The organism is Leeia oryzae DSM 17879 (assembly GCF_000376945.1).
Classification (GTDB): domain Bacteria; phylum Pseudomonadota; class Gammaproteobacteria; order Burkholderiales; family Leeiaceae; genus Leeia; species Leeia oryzae.
In genome coordinates, this window is the sequence record NZ_AQXU01000023.1 from 30,669 (window position 1) to 48,892 (window position 18,224).

Consider the following 18,224-nt stretch of genomic DNA (forward strand, 5'->3'; position numbering starts at 1 on the left):
TCTGCCGTGCGGCTGAATTTGCAAGAGGCATCAACATGAGCAACAACGTAAAGATTGGCATCGTAGGGCTGGGCCGCATCGGCAAGAACCATGCGCGTAATCTGGCACGTCGCGTACGCGGTGGTGAGCTGATTGCCGGCGCAAGTCCGGTGGCTGCCGAGCGTGAATGGGCACAGACAGAGCTGGGTATCCAGAAGCTCTATCACACCATGGAAGAACTGCTGGCGGACAAGGAAATTGATGCCGTCTGGCTTGCCACCCCAACGTCTTTCCACGCCGACCAGATCGTGGCCGCACTGGAAGCCGGCAAGCACGTATTCTGTGAAAAACCCCTGGCACTGACGCTGGAAGAGTGCGAGCGCGTGATGAAGGCCGCCGAGAAGCAGCCTAAAGCCACCATCATGATCGGCTTCATGCGCCGTTATGACCCGGCTTACGCCGAAGCCAAGCGCCTGCTGGACAACGGCAGCCTGGGCACCTTGTTCCGTCTGCACTGTGCCTCACTGGATGCCATTGATACCAACGGCTTCTTTGTCCAGTTTGCCCCGACCTCTGGCGGCCTGTTCCTGGATTGCAGCATCCACGACATCGACGTGGCCCTGTGGATGACCAACGGTGCCAAACCGGTATCCGTCTCTGCCACCGGCATCCGCGGCATGTACCCTGGCCTGGCCGCTTGCAACGACGTGGATAACGCCACGGCCACCGTGCTGTTTGAAAACAATATTCTGGCGACCTTCCATGCATCACGTACCTCGCATCATGGCGATGAAACGTCCCTGCAACTGGTGGGTACCGAAAGCTCCCTTTCTCTGGGCGTAGGCGGCACGCCAACCTCAGAAGTGAATGTACAAAAAGGCAACGCCAACCATTGCGACATGGTGGTGGATTTCTTCGCCCGTTTCGAACAAGCGTTTGTCGCAGAAGCACAAGCCTTTATTGATGCGGTAAAAAATGGTGACACCCTGCGCAGTCGTCTGGTGGAAGCATGTGATGCAACCCGCATCGGGGTTGCCATGCGGGAAGCGCTGGAACAGCAAAAGATTGTCACTTTTGATTGATTGAAAACCTGAAAACGGCCTTTGACCAGACCTGTCCACCAGGCATAAAGCGATAAAAGCGCAGTCAAAGGCCACCCTGAACATGTGTACATGTCGGGTGACAATCCGAATGGAGAACCAAATGAGCGAGACAAATACCGGGTTGGCTAAAGACCTGAAAATTACGAAGAAAGGTGCCGGCAGCGACGCAAAGCGCATGGCCAAGCAATCCCTCTTCGCCCGAATCATGCATCGTCCGGAGTCTGGTGCCGTTTCCGGTCTGATTTTTGTATATGTGTTCTTTATGATGTTTGCCAGTGGCAGCGGCATGTTCAGTGCCGATGGCCTGATGAACATCTTCAAGGTAGCTGCCGAGCTGGGCATTCTGGCCGTGTCGGTGTCGCTGCTGATGATTGCCGGCGAGTTCGACTTGTCCATCGGTTCGATGGTGGCGCTGGCCGGCCTGATCATCGGCGTGGGCGTGACCAAGCTGGGCATGCCGCTACCGCTGGCCGTGATGCTCGCCTTTGTCTGCAGTATGGCCATTGGTGCCTTCAATGGTTACCTGGTGGTACGGACCAAACTGCCGTCCTTCATCGTGACACTGGCGTCCATGTTCATCCTGCGCGGTCTGGCCGTGGCGGTGACCCGTCTGTTGACCGGCAAGACCCAGATTTCTTACGTGGTGAACGAGCTGAACCAGAATTCTTTCGTGGTGTCGCTGTTCTCTGGTCACCTGTTTACCGGTTTCTTCCAGTATCTGGCCGAGCACGGCGTGATCGGCATCCGCGATGACGGTCTGGCTGTGGTGCAAGGCATTCCGGTGTCTATCGTGTGGTGGTTTGCCATTACCGCCCTGGCCACCTGGGTACTGCTGCGTACCAGCTTCGGTAACTGGATTTTTGCGACCGGTGGCGATGCCAATGCCGCCCGCAACATGGGTGTACCGGTCAGCAAGGTGCGCATCATGCTGTTCACGTTCTCTGCCCTGACGGCCACCCTGTTTGCCACCATCCAGGTGCTGGAATCCGGTTCTGCCGATACCTTGCGCGGTATCCAGAAAGAATTTGAAGGGATTATCGCGGCCGTGATCGGTGGTTCGCTGCTGACCGGTGGTTATGGCTCAGCCGTGGGCTCCATGTTCGGCGCGCTGATTTTCGGTACGGTACAGATTGGCATGTTCTACACCGGCATCGACACCGACTGGTTCAAGGTGTTCCTTGGCGTGATGGTGCTGCTGGCAGTGTTGTTCAACGATTATATTCGCAAGATGGCGACAAGTAGCCGATAGGAGATTGCAAAATGGTTCCCGTAATTGAACTTGCAGATGTACGTAAAACCTTCGGCTCTGTCATTGCGCTAGATGGTGTGTCTTTTGATGTCAAACCCGGCGAAGTGCATTGCCTGCTGGGCGATAACGGTGCCGGCAAGTCAACCCTGATCAAGGTGTTGTCCGGCGTGCACCAGCCTTCACAAGGCACCATCCGCGTGGGTGGCAAGGAAGTGCTGTTCAAGAGCCCGCGTGACGCCTACAGCGAAGGCATCGCGACCGTGTTCCAGGATCTGGCCATGCTGCCGCTGATGAGCATTACCCGTAACTTCTTTCTGGGCCGTGAACCGACAAAAGGCCGTGGCCTGACCAAGCGCTTTGACGTCAAGCGGGCAGACGACATCACCCGTGCCGAGATGGAACGCATCGGCATTGATATCCGCGACCCGGGCCAGGCGGTGGGCACCTTGTCGGGCGGTGAACGCCAGGGGCTGGCGATTGCCCGTGCCACCTACTTCGGCGCCAAGGTCCTGATTCTGGATGAACCGACTTCTGCGCTGGGCGTGCATCAGGCCAGCATGGTGCTGAAGTACATCGACAAAGCCAGAAGCGACGGCATCGGTGTGGTGTTCATTACCCACAACATCAACCACGCCTATCCGGTGGGTGACCGTTTTACCCTGCTGAACCGTGGCAGAAATACCGGTACCTACAAGAAGGCCGACATCACCCGCGACGAGATCCTGTTTGTGATGGCGGGGGGTGAAGACGTGAGTTCCCTGCTGGAAAAAATGCCGGGTGTCGAGGTTTAAGCACGTTTGGATGATGTGGACAGAACATGAAAAACCAAACCAAGTTCGCCAATGACCGCGCCCTGGACCTGATCAGCATCGGCCGGGTGGCGGTGGACCTGTACGCCCACCAGGTAGGCTCAACGCTGCAGGACGTGGCCAGCTTCGCCAAATACCTCGGTGGCTCGTCCGGCAACATCGCCTTCGGTACCGCCCGTCTGGGGCTCAAGTCCGCCATGCTGTCCCGGGTGGGCGACGAACAGATGGGCGAGTTCCTGATCGAGACCCTGCGCACCGAAGGCTGCGACATATCGCAGCTCAAGCGCGACCCGGATCATCTGACCGGTCTGGTCCTGCTGGGGCTGAAGGACCGCGACAGCTTCCCGCTACTGTTCTACCGTGACCACTGCGCCGACATGGCACTGTGCGAAGCCGACATCGACGAAGCGTTCATTGCCACCAGCAAGGCATTGCTGATCACCGGTACCCACTTCTCGACCCCGTCGGTACACGCCGCCTCGGTCAAAGCCTTGAAGGCCGCCCGTGCCAACAACGTCCGGACCGTGATCGACATCGACTACCGGCCGGTACTGTGGGGGCTGACCGGCAAGGGCGACGGGGAAACCCGCTTTGTCGCTGACGGCAAGGTCAGTGCCCATCTGCAGGGCATCCTGCCGTACTTCGACCTGATCGTCGGGACCGAAGAAGAGATCAACATCGCCGGTGGTAGCGAGGACGTGATTACGTCACTACGCACCATTCGCCAACTCAACCCGCACGCCACCCTGGTGGTGAAGCGCGGGCCGATGGGCTGCTGCGTCATCGATGGTGACATTCCATCCCATATTGACGACGCCTTCACCATCAAGGGCATTCAGGTGGAAGTACTGAACGTGCTGGGGGCAGGGGATGCCTTCATCTCCGGCTTCCTGTCCGGCTGGATTCGTGGCGAAGACTATGACACCTGCTGCCGCTACGCCAACGCCTGCGGTGCGCTGGTGGTCAGCCGTCACGGCTGCGCCCCGGCCATGCCGACCCCGGTCGAGCTGCAGTACTTCCTGCAACAGCAACCGGCCAAGCCGGCAGAAGACGCGACGCTTAACCGCCTGCACCGCGTCACCGTGCCACGCGCCAAGCGTGACGAAGTGCTGGTATTCGCCTTCGACCACCGCAACCAGTTCTTCGATCTGGTGCAGAAGCTTGGCGCCGATGAAGGCCGCCTGCCGCAACTGAAACAGCTGTTCGTGCAGGCCGTGGGCGAAGTCGAGACCGAACTGGGCCTGCAAGGCAAGGTCGGCATTCTGGCCGACGACCGTTACGGTCAGGATGCCCTCAATGCCGCTACCGGTCGCAACTGGTGGATCGGCCGGCCGGTGGAACTGCCGCTGTCCAACCCGCTGGAATTCGACCTCGGTCGTTCGGTCGGCAGCTACCTGCAGAACTGGCCGAAGGAACACATCATCAAGTGTCTGGTGCAATACCATCCGGACGATAGCGTCGAGAACCGGCTGGATCAGGAAACCCAGATCCGTACCCTGTACGAAGCGGCGCAGGCTTCCGGTCACGAGCTGTTGCTGGAGATCATTCCCAACAAGCAGCTGCCGCAGCACCCTGATACCGTCTACCGGGCGCTGAAGCGCCTGTACAACCTCGGTATCTATCCGGAGTGGTGGAAGCTGGAACAATTTGATACCGACGAACAATGGGCCGCGATCGACAGCCTGATCCAGGAACGCGACCCGTACTGCCGTGGCGTGGTGCTGCTGGGGCTGAATGCCCCGGTAGAGACGCTGAAGCAGGGCTTCAAGGCTGCCAAGGTCAGCCAGACCGTGCGTGGCTTTGCCGTGGGTCGCACCATCTTCTTCGAACCGGCACGTCAGTGGCTGGCGGGGGAAGTAGATGACCGTGGCGTGATCGAGGCTTGCAAGGCTACCTTTAAAACGCTGATTGCTGCCTGGCGCGGTTAAGCCAGCCAGCGGGGTCAGGTATGTAAAACACAGGCCGGCCGCTAATTGAAAGATCGAAGTGATACGCATTACGGGCAGGTAGATACCGACCTCGGCACAGTGAGTAACTGGCACTTGCAACTGAATACAGGACATACAACATCATGAGTCAAACCATCCGCCTTACCATGGCGCAAGCGCTGGTCCGTTACCTGACGGCCCAGTTTGTTGAAGAAGACGGGCAGCAGGTGCCGCTGTTTGCCGGCTGTTTCACCATCTTCGGTCACGGTAACGTGGCTGGCTTTGGCGAAGCGCTGTACCGTCATCGCGAACAACTGCCCACCCTGCGTGCACACAACGAGCAGGGTATGGCACATGCGGCCATCGCTTTTGCCAAGAGCCATTTCCGTCGTCGCATGATGGCGGTTAGTACCAGTATCGGCCCGGGTGCCACCAATATGGTCACCGCTGCCGCGCTGGCACACGTCAATCGCCTGCCGGTACTACTGTTGCCAGGCGACTACTTTGTGAATCGACTACCTGACCCGGTACTACAACAGGTGGAAGACTTTACCGATGGCGGCATCTCTGCCAACGACTGTTTCAAACCGGTATCCCGCTATTTCGACCGCATCGTGCATCCGGCCCAGTTACTCAGCGCCTTGCCGCGTGCCATTGCAACCCTGACGGACCCGGTCAATTGCGGCCCGGTGACGCTGGCACTGCCACAGGATATTCAGGCCACCGCCTATGACTATCCGGTCGACTTCTTCGAGCCCCGCGTCATCCGTTTCCGCGCCCCGTTGCCGGAGATGACCGAACTGGAAGCTGCGGTGGCTACCCTTAAAACCGCCCAGCGTCCACTGATCGTTTCTGGCGGCGGCGTGCTGTACGCTAAAGCGACCGAACAACTGCGCCAGTTTGCCGAGAAACACGGCATTCCGGTTGGTGAAACTCAGGCTGGCAAGAGCGTATTGCCGTGGGACCATGCGCTGCTGTCCGGCTCCATCGGTGTCACCGGCTCTACCGCCTCCAACGCCCTGGCCAAAGAAGCTGACGTGATTCTGGCCGTGGGTACCCGGCTGCAAGACTTCACCACGTCGTCTAACAGCCTGTTTACCCAGGCCAAGGTGATCAGTCTGAACGTCAACCCGTTTGACAGCGTCAAATGGCGTGCTCAGCCGCTACTGGCGGATGCCGGCCTTGGTCTGACTGCACTGAGCGACTGGCTCGGCCACTGGCAAGCCAGTCCGGCTTGGACCGAGAAAGCCAAAGGCCTCAACCAGGCCTGGCGCGACACCGTGCTGACGATTACCAGCAAGACTCAGCCACCATCCGCCGACTACCTGCCATATGACGGCGAAGTGATCGGTGCCGTCCAGCGTAGCGGGGATTCTACCCATACCGACATCGTGGTTTGTGCCGCCGGTACCTTGCCGGCCGAGCTGCACAAGCTGTGGCGCACCAGCTTCCCGGGTGGCTACCACATGGAATACGGCTACTCCTGCATGGGTTACGAGATTGCTGGTGGCCTGGGTGCCAAGATGGCTCGCCCGGACAAGGAAGTGTTCGTGATGGTGGGCGATGGTTCCTACCTGATGATGAACTCCGAGATCGCTACCTCGGTGATGCTGGATTACAAGCTGATCATCGTGGTGCAGGACAACAGCGGCTACGGCTGTATCAGCCGGCTGCAGGTCAATAGCGGCAGCGAACCGTTCAACAACATGCTGCGCGACTGCCTGGTTGGCCAGCACGGCTTCCCGAAAGTCGACTTCGCCAAACACGCCGAAGCACTGGGTGCGATTTCCGAGCACGTACCGGATATCGCCGCACTGGAAGAGGCGCTGAAACGCGCGCGTGCCGCGGACCGCACTTACGTGATCGTGATCGATACCGACGACCGTCGTGTGACAGAAGAAGGGGGCGCCTGGTGGGAAGTGGGTATTCCGGAAGTCTCGGAAAGCGAACGGGTCAGAAGCACCCGCGCCCGCTACGACGAGATCAAGCGGACGCAAAAGAAATAACAGATGCAACAAGGCCGCGGCAACAAAGCGGTCAATCAACCAGACACCAGCCGGTCCCTTAGTGGGGCAGGCGGTCATCGAGTCTGGGTAGCCGGCGAGTCAGTGTTGAGAGACAGTGCGCGCTTGTTGGTGGGGGACCGGTAAGCCGCGACTCCCGGCTGCTTCAGGCTCCGGCCATCAGGCCGGATGACAGATAGAGGATAAACCATGCAATTTGACGTAAAGATCGGGGTCAACCCCATTTCCTGGTTCAACGACGACCTAACCTCGCTGGGGGGCGAAACGCCGCTGGCAGTGGCGCTGACCGAAGGCAAGGAAATCGGCTTCCAGGGCTTTGAACTGGGCAACAAGTTCCCGAAAGACAAAGTGGAACTCAAAGCCACGCTGGACCAGTACGGCTTTGAATGCGTGTCCGGCTGGTACTCCGGGTTTCTCGGCCACGACAGCGTTGAAGCCGAGATCGACCGGGTGGCCCCGTATCTGGACAAGATGCTCTACAACAACAGCCACGTGATGGTGTACGGCGAATGCGCCGGCACCATCCAGGGCGACCGCAGCAAACCGCTGTACATGCGGCCCAAGTTCCGCAACGACGGCGAATGGCAAGCCTACGCCGACAAACTGACCCGCTTTGCCGACTGGCTGCTGGCGCGCGGCATGCGCCTTGGCTACCACCACCACATGGGCGCGTTGGTCGAAACCCCGGCCGACGTCGACACCCTGATGCGTCTGACCGGCGACTCGGTCGGCCTGCTGTTCGATACCGGCCACATGACCTTTGCCGGAGGCGATGCACTGACCGAGCTGAAGAAACACCTCCACCGCGTCTGCCACGTGCACTGCAAGGACGTGCGCCCGCACGTGATCAAGCTGGCCCGCAACCGCAACTGGGCGTTCCTGGACGCAGTACTGAACGGCGCCTTTACCGTACCGGGTGACGGCGCGATCGACTTTGGCCCGATCCTGCAAACACTAGCCGACCATCAATACAAAGGCTGGCTGGTGATCGAAGCCGAACAGGACCCGGTGGTGGCGCCAAGTTACGAGTATGTGAAGAAAGGCTTTACCACCCTGAAGCAACTGGTCACGCACATTCAAGGACAATCCTCATGAGCCTGCTGGTCAAGAACACCCGTCAGGGACAAGACAGAATCACCATCACCCCGCAAAGCGCCGGCTGGGAACACATCGGCTTTGGCGTCAAACGCCTCGCCCCCGGCGACGTGGTGACGCAACAGGAAACCGGTCGCGAAACCTGCGTGGTGGTGCTGTCCGGCATCGTCACCCTCAGTGCCGGTGAACACAGCTGGAAAGAGATCGGTGCCCGCACCAGCGTGTTCGACGAACGCGCCCCGTACGCCGGTTATGTCCCGCCGAAAGTGCAATGGCAGGTCACCGCCCATACCGACGCCGAGATCGCCATCTGTACCGCGCCAGCGGAAGGCAAATACCAGCCCCGGCTGATCGAACCGTCGCAGATCAAACGCTCGGTACGCGGGGTCTCCACCAACACCCGTTACGTCACCGACATCCTGCCGCAAGGCGAGCCGGCCGAATCGCTGCTGGTGGTGGAAGTGCGCACGCCGCAAAGCCACAGCTCCAGCTACCCGCCGCACAAGCACGATCAGGACGCGATTCCGGACGAGAGCTTTCTGGAAGAAACCTACTACCACCGCATCAACCCACCGCAGGGCTTCGTGTTTCAGCGGGTGTATACCGACGACCGCAGCCTGGACGAAAGCATGGCGGTAGAAGACGGTGATGTGGTGATGGTGCCGCGAGGCTACCACCCGGTGTGTGCGCCCTACGGTTACGAGAGCTATTACCTGAACGTGATGGCCGGGCCGAAGCGCCAGTGGTGCTTCAAGAACGACCCGGCGCACGAATGGCTGATGACGCGCGGACCGGGGCAAGCCAATGCACCGGCACCGACACCGGTGTTTTTCAAGTAGATTTGAAAGTCACTGGTATTAGACGCAAAGAGTTTGTTGTATCTCCACATCTGAAGGGCTTGACCGGGACTATATGTCCCGGTTTTTTTATGTGTTTTGGTTCAGGCTCAAAACATGTCGTGTGCGATGCAAACCGGAGCTGGATTGATTCAAAAGCGAAGGAGGAGAAATCGGGAAAGTAGGCAAAAGCCGACGTCGATGCAAAGTGATGGGGCCAGGCGCTTGTTTTGTTCAACGAAATTTCTGCATAAGTACGCTTTTCGCTAGGTGTCCATCAAATCGGGGTAAAACCACCCTGACTATGTAATAATTCCGCAATCAGGTCATTGTGTCGCAAAGACGCTTGCTGCCAGAGTGGGTATGGCAATCCATTCTTGGTGGAGAGATCGAAAGGATTTTGTAAGGCAATGATTATACGACACTGTCTCAGCATTTTTCTTCTCTTTCCCATTATTTCCCAGGCTGACCAAATAATTCTGGTCGCTGATCAATGGTGTCCATATAACTGTGAAAGCAGTAGCGATAAACCTGGTTTCATGGTGGAAATTGCGTCCACTATTTTTTCTCAAGCTGGTCATCACATTGAATATAAAGTAGTCCCATGGAAAAGAGCTTTACAAGGGGTTCAAAGAGGTATTTATCAAGGAGCGATTGCGGCAACACCTGAAAATAGCAAATTTATTCAGCCCAATTTGATATTTCCTCGTGAGGAACAAGGGAGAATGCATAACGTTTTCTTTACGTTAAAATCTTCCGTCTGGCGCTACCAAGGGCCAAACACACTTGATGGGCAGAAAGTTGGGCTGGTTGGTGGTTATGCGTTTCCGGAAATTTCATCTTATGCTATCGCCCATCCCAAGAAGGTCGATTTGCAATACACAACTGGCGAACTGGCGGTTCAGGAGAATATACGCAAACTCTTTTTTAGACGTGTCAGTACCGTACTGGAAGATGAATCGGTGTTTATCTACAATGCAAATGCTCTAGGCATGCTAGATGCTTTTCATATTGCGGGGGAAGAGGGGAGTAGCACTAGCTCCAATAATTTATATATTGGCTTTACACCTTTCTCAAAAAATCCCAAGTCTATTGAATATGCACGAATTCTATCGGATGGTATGCAGCAGCTGCGTAAAAGTGGCAGACTTGCACAGATCATGGCTAGGTACGGTTTAAAAGATTGGCGATAAGTTTTGAGCAGATTGCATGCGTGTCGTCCTCGACATCTCAAGGGGTTTAGCGTGTTTCAGAATCAAGCTGCTCAATGTGAATAACAGCAGAAGTTGGCCATCAGAGCTGAGACAGTCCAGAAAGCAAAAAAGCCGCTCACGGTGTCGTGAGCGGCTTTTATTTGGCGTCCCCACGGGGATTCGAACCCCGGTTATCGCCGTGAAAGGGCGGTGTCCTAGGCCTCTAGACGATGGGGACAGAAACCTGTCTACAAGAAACCAAACCGAGGCTGTTTGAATTTCAGGTTCACTTGGTGGAGGTAAGCGGGATCGAACCGCTGACCTCTTGCATGCCATGCAAGCGCTCTCCCAGCTGAGCTATACCCCCTAGCGAAGAAACGAGATTATCCACGAACTTTTATGGTTTGTAAATATACCTCGTCACTATTTTGCTAATAATTTTTTTACAGGCCTTTTACCGCATAAATGCCTGGTGCATTACGCCAGTAGCTTTTGTAGTCCATCCCGTAACCAAACAGAAAGCGGTCTTGCACTTCCAGCCCAATGTAGTGGGCTTTGGCTTCTGGCGCTTTGCGATCATGCATCTTATTGATCAGCACGGCCACTTTCACATCTGCCGCACCTTGGGCCAGGCAGTGTTTCACGATTTCTGTCAGGGTATGGCCTTCATCCAGAATGTCATCAATGACCAGTACCGTCCTGCCTGCCACCTTGTTGGTGGGTTCAACCAGCCACTTCAGCTTGCCGCCAGAGGTTTCTGCCCCATAGCGTGTGGCATGGATGTACTCATACTGCAGCGGGAAGCTGAGTTTTGTCAGCAACTGACCAGCAACAATCAGGCCGCCATTCATGACGCAAAAAACCAGCGGGTTTTGTCCCTTGAGATCTTCAGTAATGGCTAATGCCATGTTGGCAATTGCTGCATCAATTTCTTGTTGTGAGTGCAGACAATCTGCGGAGTCCATGACTTCTTGAGCTTCTGAAGGTGTGATTGGCATGGCAGTTCTTTTCAAGGGTTCCAATCTGCCTATTTTAATGTATAGCCGTCACTTGTTTGCAACCTTTGTGAGGCATATTTTTAGAGTTTTTGCTGCTTGATGCAGTTTTGGCAGGCTTTGTTGGTAATTCCGCATTGGTTCAGGCTTTGCATCAAGGCACAACTGGACCGACGGCATGCAAGCATGGGGATGTTGTGCTCATGGGCAAGGAGCCGGAAATGCCGCATGACATTATGACCGACAAAGTCGGTAAACAGGATCAGCATGTCGATGTCTTTGGGGAGTGTGGGCAGTTTCCTTTGATGGGATGCATTTCTGCCGGAGATATGCCTGAAAATGGATATGCCGTGCTCGGAGAGGAGTTGTGGGATTCCGCCAAGGGTGTCTGCACCAATGACCATTGCATTCATGTCGATTCTCCGTGTTTGTAATGTGCATTTATTAAACGATAATCATTATCATTTGTAAAGTGGAAATGTCAGCTTCAAACCGGATAAGAACAATAATTTTCTATGCAACTGTACTTGCCTCTTGCGGCAGAATATACGATGCTTAAGACAGGGTAACCATGGAGTAACCAGATGACTGAACAAATGACGGCATATCAGATTGCGCTGCCTGCAACAGGCGCCCGGGAAATCAAGTTAAGTGACTACGCTGGCAAGTGGGTTGTGCTGTATTTTTATCCCAAGGACAACACGCCTGGTTGTACAACAGAGGGTATGAACTTTCGGGACCTGCACGAAGCGTTCGTGGCACTTAATGCCGTGATTCTGGGGGTATCGCGCGATAGCGTAAAATCGCATGAAAATTTTAAAAGCAAGATGACGTTTCCGTTCGACTTGCTGTCAGACCCGGATGAACTGCTTTGCAATGCGATGGGAGTCATGAAAATGAAAAACATGTATGGCAAACAGGTGCGTGGCGTAGAAAGGAGTACTTTCCTATTTTCACCAACAGGAGAACTGGTTAAGGAGTGGCGTGGTCTTAAAGTACCAGGGCATGTGGATGAAGTTCTTGCCACACTCAAACAGTTGAGCGGTTCTTAGCAGGGTCCGGTCAACACCAAAACAACCATCCCGTCTGAAAGGAATCACAATGGGCAGTCCAAGGAAGGCCAGCAAGAAAAAAAATGCGGAAACAAAGCTGTTCGTTCTTGATACCAATGTGTTGATGCACGATCCAACCAGCTTGTTCCGTTTTGATGAACATGACATCTTCTTGCCAATGATGACACTGGAGGAACTCGACAACAATAAAAAAGGGATGTCAGAGGTTGCCAGAAACGCCCGTCAGGCCAGCCGGTTTCTGGATCAGATAGTCAGTCATACCGAGACAAACTTATCAGAGGGGATTCCGCTCTCTGCGCATTCGCAGGGTGGCGCATCGGGTTACCTCTTCTTGCAGACAGAGCCATTGGCACCTACCCAGCCGGTTGTGATGTCTTTGGGTAAGGCAGATAACCTGATTCTGTCTGTTGTGCTTGGCCTGCGGGACAAGTTCCCGGGGCGTCAGGTCATTCTGGTGTCGAAAGACATCAACATGCGCATCAAGGCACGCGCCATGGGCGTGCCCGCAGAGGACTACTTCAATGACAAGGTGCTGGAGGATACCGACCTGCTATATACCGGGGTCCGGGAGCTGCCTGCTGACTTCTGGGAAACGCACGGCAAGGACATGACCAGCTGGAAAGAGGGGGATCGCAGTTTCTACAAACTGACGGGGCCATTGTGTAAATCATTGGTGACCAACGAGTTTGTATACGATGCCAACGGCGGGGGCGATTTTGCCGCCATCGTACGGGAGCAGAGCGGAAGTACCGCGGTTCTGGAAACACTAAAGGATTACAGCCACCAGAAAAACAACATCTGGGGGATTGTTGCCCGTAACCGCGAGCAGAACTTTGCGCTCAACTTGCTGATGGACCCGGAAATCGACTTTGTCACGCTGCTGGGGCAGGCCGGTACGGGTAAAACCTTGCTGACGCTGGCAGCGGGTCTGGCGATGGTACTTGAGAAGAAAATCTATTCCGAAATCATCGTGACACGGGTGACCGTGCCAGTAGGTGAGGATATCGGCTTCTTGCCGGGTACCGAAGAAGAGAAAATGACCCCGTGGATGGGCGCGCTGGAAGATAACCTGGATGTGCTGAACAAATCGGACCAGGAAGCCGGGGAGTGGGGGCGTGCAGCCACGCGCGACCTGATTCGCGCCCGGATCAAGGTTAAGTCGCTCAACTTCATGCGGGGCCGTACGTTTCTCAACAAACTGGTGATCATTGACGAGGCGCAGAACCTGACCTCAAAACAGATGAAAACGCTGATCACCCGTGCGGGTCCGGGTACCAAGGTGGTGTGTCTGGGTAACATTGCCCAGATCGACACCCCTTATCTGACGGAAGGCAGTTCGGGCTTGACCTATGTGGTTGACCGTTTCAAAGGCTGGGAGCATTCTGGCCATATTACGCTGCAACGTGGTGAGCGTTCACGGCTTGCAGATTACGCCGCTGAAACATTATAGTTTTACTCGCGTATAATGGAGACTGAAAGCAGGCCGGTTTGTCCGGCCTGCTTCTGTTTTGTTATACCACTGGATTTCTGAGACTTCTCTTTTCTGACATTGGCAAAATCACGATGAGTATTCTTGCTGTATTTAACCAGAAGGGTGGCGTGGGTAAAACGACCACCTCGTTCAATCTGGCCGCTGCCATGCGCAAAGATCAGGTGCATCCGCTGTTGCTGGATCTGGATCCCCAATGTCACCTGACGATGCTGGCCGGTGTGCAAACCCAGCTGGGTACGTCTTTGTACGGGTTTTACAAGGAAGGGCGGCAGCTGACCGACCTGATCCGTCAATTGCCAAACGGGTTTAATCTGGTGCCTTCGCATATCGAACTTTGCAAAATCGATATGCTGCTGGGCAGAGAACCCAGAATTGCCACCAAACTGCGTCAGGCAATCCAGTCTGAGATGCTGGAAACCCCGGAAATGCCGATTGTGTTTGACTGCTGTCCGATGCTGGGCGTGTTGTCGATTAACGCACTGGTGGCGTCTGAGCGTGTTCTGGTGCCTGTCGCTGCTGACTATCTGTCTTATCAGGGCGCCGTGCAACTGGCACATACCCTCACTGGCCTTGAGCATGCACTAAAACGCAAGTTTCAGCGTCGATACCTGATAACCCGTTTTGATCCATCCAGAAAGTCTTCTCTGGAAGTGGTTGATAAGCTGCGCGCAACCTTTGGTGAAGATGTGTGTAAAACCGTGATCCATGAGAGTGCGTCGCTGGCTGAGGCTTTGCTGATGGGTAAGGACGTCTTTCATTATGAGCCAGCCCAGCAGTCTGCTGAAGACTATGCCAAACTGTTTGAGGAACTGGTAGGGGACGGCTTCTTGCCACTGGGCGACTAAGCCAAGCGATTGTGAATGGCGGCTAACGACTCAGGCCGTCTCTCCGGTTTGCTTGAGCCATGTCAGAATGCTTTGCCATTGCTCCCTGTCTCGGCTAAAACGCTGGGCCGGCAGGTCGAACAGGGTAATGCCTTTTGGCAGGGTTTGAAGGTAGAGCTGAGTATCGCGGATCGTGCCGATCAGCGGCACATCCCGACTGGACAGAAACTCCGACAGCACACGGTGGCTTTGCGTACGGGTATTTTGCCGCATGGCCACCAGTCCCACCTTCAGCTTGCCTTTACGCACAGCCTTGATGGATTCAATCTTGTCCAGAAAATCGCCCACTGCCCATAAATCAAACTGTGAAGACTGCACGGGCACAATCAGCTGGTCAATTTGATCGAGCAGATAATCCAGTTTCTTGCCATGCAAGCCGGCTGGGCTGTCCAGAATGGCAATGTCGGTGTTTTTAGGCAGTTTGGCAGGGCCTTCATCAGAAATATCCCAGCCTCGGATGCTTGGCAGATTATCGGGCCGAAGCGATAACCAGCGCCGGCAAGATTGCTGGCGGTCAACATCACCCAGCATGGTTTGCAAACCTTGCCACGCAAACCATCCAGCCAGGTTCGTGGCCAGCGTGGATTTGCCGCTACCGCCTTTAGGGTTGGCAATCAGGATTTTTTGCAAACTCATACCGCTTTTCGCTCATACACGGCTTGGGCCAGCGTACCTGAATCTACATATTCCAGTTCGCCTCCCACTGGCAAGCCCCTCGCAATACGCGTGACCATGATCGACTTGCGACGCAGCATCTCGGCAATATAATAAGCCGTTGCTTCACCCTCGGCCGTGTAATTGGTGGCGAGAATCACTTCTTCAACAAATCCATCCTGTACTCGGCTAAACAGCTTATCAATCGCGATATCGTCCGGGCCAATTCCATCCAGCGGGGAGATTCGCCCTTGCAAGACGTAGTAAAGCCCATGATGGCACTTTGCCTGTTCCATCATCAGCAAGTCGGCGGGCATTTCCACGACACAAATCCGGGTGCGATCCCGTTCTTCGTCCTGGCAAAGCGCGCACACATCCGTTTCACTGTAGTTATTGCAAAGGCGGCAATGCTTCAGGGTATCCAGTGCCAGATTCAGCGAAAAGGCAAGACGGCGAGCGCCAGCCTGATCTCTTTGCAAGAGATGGTAGGCCATGCGCTGTGCCGATTTGGGTCCGACGCCCGGAAGGCATTTCAGGGCGTCAATCAGTTCTGCGAGTGCATTGGGCGATTTAATGGACATGTAGTGATCAGAATGGCAGTTTCATGCCTGGTGGCAGGTTAAGCCCGGCACCGAATGCGGCCATTTTTTCGTCAGACGTCGTTTTTACCTTGTTCAGGGCATCGTTCAGCGCCGCAGCAATCAGGTCTTCCAGCATTTCACGGTCATCTTCATCTCCGGAAATGATGCTCGGATCAATGGAAATGCGTTTGACTGCGTGATGGCATGTCATGGTGATTTTTACCATGCCTGCACCTGCCTGACCTTCCACTTCGATGCTGCCCAAGGAGTCTTGCACCTTGCGCATGTTTTCCTGCATCTGCTGGGCCTGTTTCATGATGTTACCAAGGCCACCTTTAAACATAGCTATTTCTCCTGACGTACGAACCGGGACTGTCCCGGCATTGTTAAACGATTTGGTTACTTGTCATGCATCCCGTGTGGTCATGATTGCATGATCCATGGGGGAGTACCCCGTATACCCGGTTATTACGCGGATGGTTGCTCTGCCATCGGAATGACCGAATCCTGCAATAGACGGGCACCCGCATGTTCTTGCAGATATTGCACCACCGGATCGGTCAGAATGGCTTCTGTAGCATTTGCCATTTCTTCCTGTCGTGCTTGTTGTTCCAGTTGTATCGGAGCCGGGCCTTCGGACGCGCCCAAGACAATTTTCAGTGTCACCGGCTGTCCGGACCATTGAGACAACGCATCTTTCAGCTTGTCTTGCTGAATCAACAAGGGTTGCTGGTTGGATGGCAGTTTGAATGACCAAAGGCCGTTATCCACCGAGTCCAGCGTCATGTGCTTGGCCAGCATGGCCGCCATGCCGCTTAGGCCAAGCTCGTAAACCACCTGTTGCCACTCTGGCTGACTTGTCTGTTGTGCATGGACCTCAGCGGTTGCTGCCGCAGGCGGCGTCATGTCTACCGGCAATGCCACAGGTTCTTCTACCACCTGTTCCTGAATCACGGGTTCTTCGGCTACTGGCGCAGGGGCGGCCTCAGCTTCGGCAATTATCGGGGCTGTCGGAGCGACTTCTTGCGCTGACTCGGCCACTGGTGGGGCGTCTTCCCACGGCGGGGTCGCAACGGGTGCAGGCTCAGGCGTTTGTCGGGCTACCGGCGTTGGGGCCGACCGATCATCGGGTTCTGGCCTCACAACCTGTTTTGCCGGTGTCGGTTCTGCTACAACAACCGTTGGAACCGGTGTACTGGCAACATTGCCCGCTGGCAGTGTTGCAGATGGCTTGAAGGCAAACATGCGCATCAATGCCATGGTAAAACCGGCATATTCATCGGGCGCCAGGTCAAGGTCTTTGCGGCTATGAATGGCAATCTGGTAATACAGCTGGATGTGCGCGGGCGGTATTCTGCCTGCCAGATCCATAATGGCGGAATAATCTGGTGTGCTTTTATCCAGCGCAGCCGGTACTGTCTGCGCGAGGGCAATCTGGTGAAGCAGTAATGCCAGTGCCTGCAAGGCCTGATCAAAACTGATCGAACGTGTGGCCATTGCGTCTGCTTCTTGCAGCAGTGTCAGGCCATTGTTCTCAGCGAGCGAGCCCAGTAACCTCAGCAGGTAACTCTGATCGACTGTGCCCAGCATGCCTTGCACTGCATCAGCAGTGACCGTACCCATGCCATAGGCGATGGCCTGGTCCAATAGTGACAGCGCATCCCGCATACTGCCTTGGGCGGCAAAGCCAATCTGTTTGAGGGCACCATCTTCAAAGACGATGTTTTCTTGGCCAAGGACAAAGGCCAAATGTTCTGCAACTACCTGTGGCGGGATTTGTTTCAGGTTAAATTGCAAGCAACGACTCAGCACCGTCACGGGGACTTTTTGCGGGTCGGTGGTGGCTAGAATGAACTTCACATGCGGAGGCGGTTCTTCCAGCGTTTTCAGCATCGCATTGAAGGCACTTTTGGACAGCATGTGCACTTCATCAATGATATACACCTTGAAGCGGCCAGAAGTTGGCGCATATTGCGCATTTTCCAGCACTTCCCGGATGTTATCGATGCCTGTGTTGCTCGCAGCATCAATTTCCAGCAAGTCCACGAATCTGCCGCTATCAATTTGCAGGCAAGCCTGGCACTGGCCGCAGGGTGTATCTGTTACCCCTGTTTCACAGTTGAGCGATTTTGCCAGAATGCGGGCGATGGACGTTTTACCGACCCCCCGGGTTCCGGTAAACAGATAGGCATGGTGCAAACGATCCGTTTGCAATGCGTTTGTGAGGGCGCGGACAACGTGCTCCTGCCCAACGACTTGAGCGAAGTTACGTGAGCGCCATTTGCGTGCGAGAACTTGGTAGGCCATAGACCGGGATTCTACCAGAAAG

17 protein-coding genes and 2 tRNA genes are annotated in these 18,224 nt (G+C 55.3%); 11 read left to right on the forward strand and 8 right to left on the reverse strand.

The window, feature by feature from the left end:
- Positions 1-35: 35 nt before the first annotated feature.
- From F552_RS0110095 to F552_RS0110130, 8 genes are all read left to right on the forward strand, one after another.
- The gene (locus F552_RS0110095) at positions 36-1,061 is read left to right on the forward strand and encodes a Gfo/Idh/MocA family oxidoreductase (protein ID WP_018151622.1); all 1,026 of its coding nucleotides are present in this window, start codon (positions 36-38) and stop codon (positions 1,059-1,061) included.
- 121 nt (positions 1,062-1,182) lie between these two features.
- A complete protein-coding gene (locus tag F552_RS0110100; protein ID WP_018151623.1) occupies positions 1,183-2,331 on the forward strand; it encodes an ABC transporter permease in 1,149 nt (382 codons plus the stop codon).
- A gap of 11 nt (positions 2,332-2,342) precedes the next feature.
- Positions 2,343-3,122 carry an ATP-binding cassette domain-containing protein gene (locus tag F552_RS0110105; RefSeq protein WP_018151624.1) on the forward strand — a complete coding sequence of 260 codons (780 nt, stop codon included), beginning with the start codon at positions 2,343-2,345 and terminating at the stop codon, positions 3,120-3,122.
- Between the two features lie 26 nt (positions 3,123-3,148).
- Positions 3,149-5,068 (forward strand): bifunctional 5-dehydro-2-deoxygluconokinase/5-dehydro-2-deoxyphosphogluconate aldolase, encoded by a 1,920-nt coding sequence (locus F552_RS0110110; protein WP_018151625.1) that lies wholly within the window; start codon positions 3,149-3,151, stop codon positions 5,066-5,068.
- 143 nt (positions 5,069-5,211) lie between these two features.
- Positions 5,212-7,074: a 3D-(3,5/4)-trihydroxycyclohexane-1,2-dione acylhydrolase (decyclizing) gene (gene iolD / locus F552_RS0110115; RefSeq protein WP_018151626.1), complete on the forward strand. Its 1,863-nt coding sequence runs from the start codon at positions 5,212-5,214 to the stop codon at positions 7,072-7,074.
- Positions 7,075-7,281: 207 nt separating this feature from the next.
- The gene (iolE, locus tag F552_RS0110120; protein WP_018151627.1) at positions 7,282-8,187 is read left to right on the forward strand and encodes a myo-inosose-2 dehydratase; all 906 of its coding nucleotides are present in this window, start codon (positions 7,282-7,284) and stop codon (positions 8,185-8,187) included.
- The gene (iolB, locus tag F552_RS0110125) at positions 8,184-9,026 is read left to right on the forward strand and encodes a 5-deoxy-glucuronate isomerase (RefSeq protein WP_018151628.1); all 843 of its coding nucleotides are present in this window, start codon (positions 8,184-8,186) and stop codon (positions 9,024-9,026) included. The genes iolE and iolB overlap by 4 nt, the downstream gene beginning before the upstream one ends.
- A gap of 407 nt (positions 9,027-9,433) precedes the next feature.
- A complete protein-coding gene (locus F552_RS0110130) occupies positions 9,434-10,216 on the forward strand; it encodes a substrate-binding periplasmic protein (RefSeq protein WP_018151629.1) in 783 nt (260 codons plus the stop codon).
- Between the two features lie 162 nt (positions 10,217-10,378).
- Here F552_RS0110130 and F552_RS0110135 read toward each other — a convergent pair.
- The 4 genes from F552_RS0110135 to F552_RS0110150 form a co-directional block, all read right to left on the reverse strand.
- Positions 10,379-10,454: transfer RNA gene (locus F552_RS0110135), tRNA-Glu, on the reverse strand.
- A 53-nt stretch (positions 10,455-10,507) separates the two neighbouring features.
- Positions 10,508-10,583 (reverse strand) — tRNA-Ala (locus F552_RS0110140).
- A 76-nt stretch (positions 10,584-10,659) separates the two neighbouring features.
- Positions 10,660-11,214, reverse strand: a complete 555-nt coding sequence (locus F552_RS0110145) for a hypoxanthine-guanine phosphoribosyltransferase (protein ID WP_018151630.1) — start codon at positions 11,212-11,214, stop codon at positions 10,660-10,662.
- Between the two features lie 80 nt (positions 11,215-11,294).
- Positions 11,295-11,624, reverse strand: coding sequence for a DUF2325 domain-containing protein (locus F552_RS0110150; protein ID WP_026182595.1), 330 nt, complete (start codon positions 11,622-11,624; stop codon positions 11,295-11,297).
- Positions 11,625-11,795: 171 nt separating this feature from the next.
- On the opposite strand from F552_RS0110150, the gene F552_RS0110155 reads away from it, so the two are divergent.
- From F552_RS0110155 to F552_RS0110165, 3 genes are all read left to right on the forward strand, one after another.
- Positions 11,796-12,263, forward strand: a complete 468-nt coding sequence (locus F552_RS0110155; protein WP_026182596.1) for a peroxiredoxin — start codon at positions 11,796-11,798, stop codon at positions 12,261-12,263.
- Between the two features lie 49 nt (positions 12,264-12,312).
- Entirely contained in the window at positions 12,313-13,734 is a 1,422-nt protein-coding gene (locus tag F552_RS0110160; RefSeq protein WP_018151633.1) for a PhoH family protein, read from the forward strand.
- Positions 13,735-13,847: 113 nt separating this feature from the next.
- Positions 13,848-14,621, forward strand: a complete 774-nt coding sequence (locus F552_RS0110165) for a ParA family protein (protein ID WP_026182597.1) — start codon at positions 13,848-13,850, stop codon at positions 14,619-14,621.
- 30 nt (positions 14,622-14,651) lie between these two features.
- On the opposite strand, the gene F552_RS0110170 is transcribed toward F552_RS0110165, so the two are convergent.
- The 4 genes from F552_RS0110170 to dnaX form a co-directional block, all read right to left on the reverse strand.
- Positions 14,652-15,296 carry a nucleotide-binding protein gene (locus F552_RS0110170; RefSeq protein WP_018151635.1) on the reverse strand — a complete coding sequence of 215 codons (645 nt, stop codon included), beginning with the start codon at positions 15,294-15,296 and terminating at the stop codon, positions 14,652-14,654.
- Positions 15,293-15,895, reverse strand: coding sequence for a recombination mediator RecR (gene recR, locus F552_RS0110175; RefSeq protein WP_018151636.1), 603 nt, complete (start codon positions 15,893-15,895; stop codon positions 15,293-15,295). The genes F552_RS0110170 and recR overlap by 4 nt, the downstream gene beginning before the upstream one ends.
- 7 nt (positions 15,896-15,902) lie before the next feature.
- A complete protein-coding gene (locus F552_RS0110180) occupies positions 15,903-16,238 on the reverse strand; it encodes a YbaB/EbfC family nucleoid-associated protein (protein WP_018151637.1) in 336 nt (111 codons plus the stop codon).
- Positions 16,239-16,363: 125 nt separating this feature from the next.
- Entirely contained in the window at positions 16,364-18,202 is a 1,839-nt protein-coding gene (gene dnaX, locus F552_RS0110185; protein WP_026182600.1) for a DNA polymerase III subunit gamma/tau, read from the reverse strand.
- Positions 18,203-18,224 lie beyond the last annotated feature (22 nt).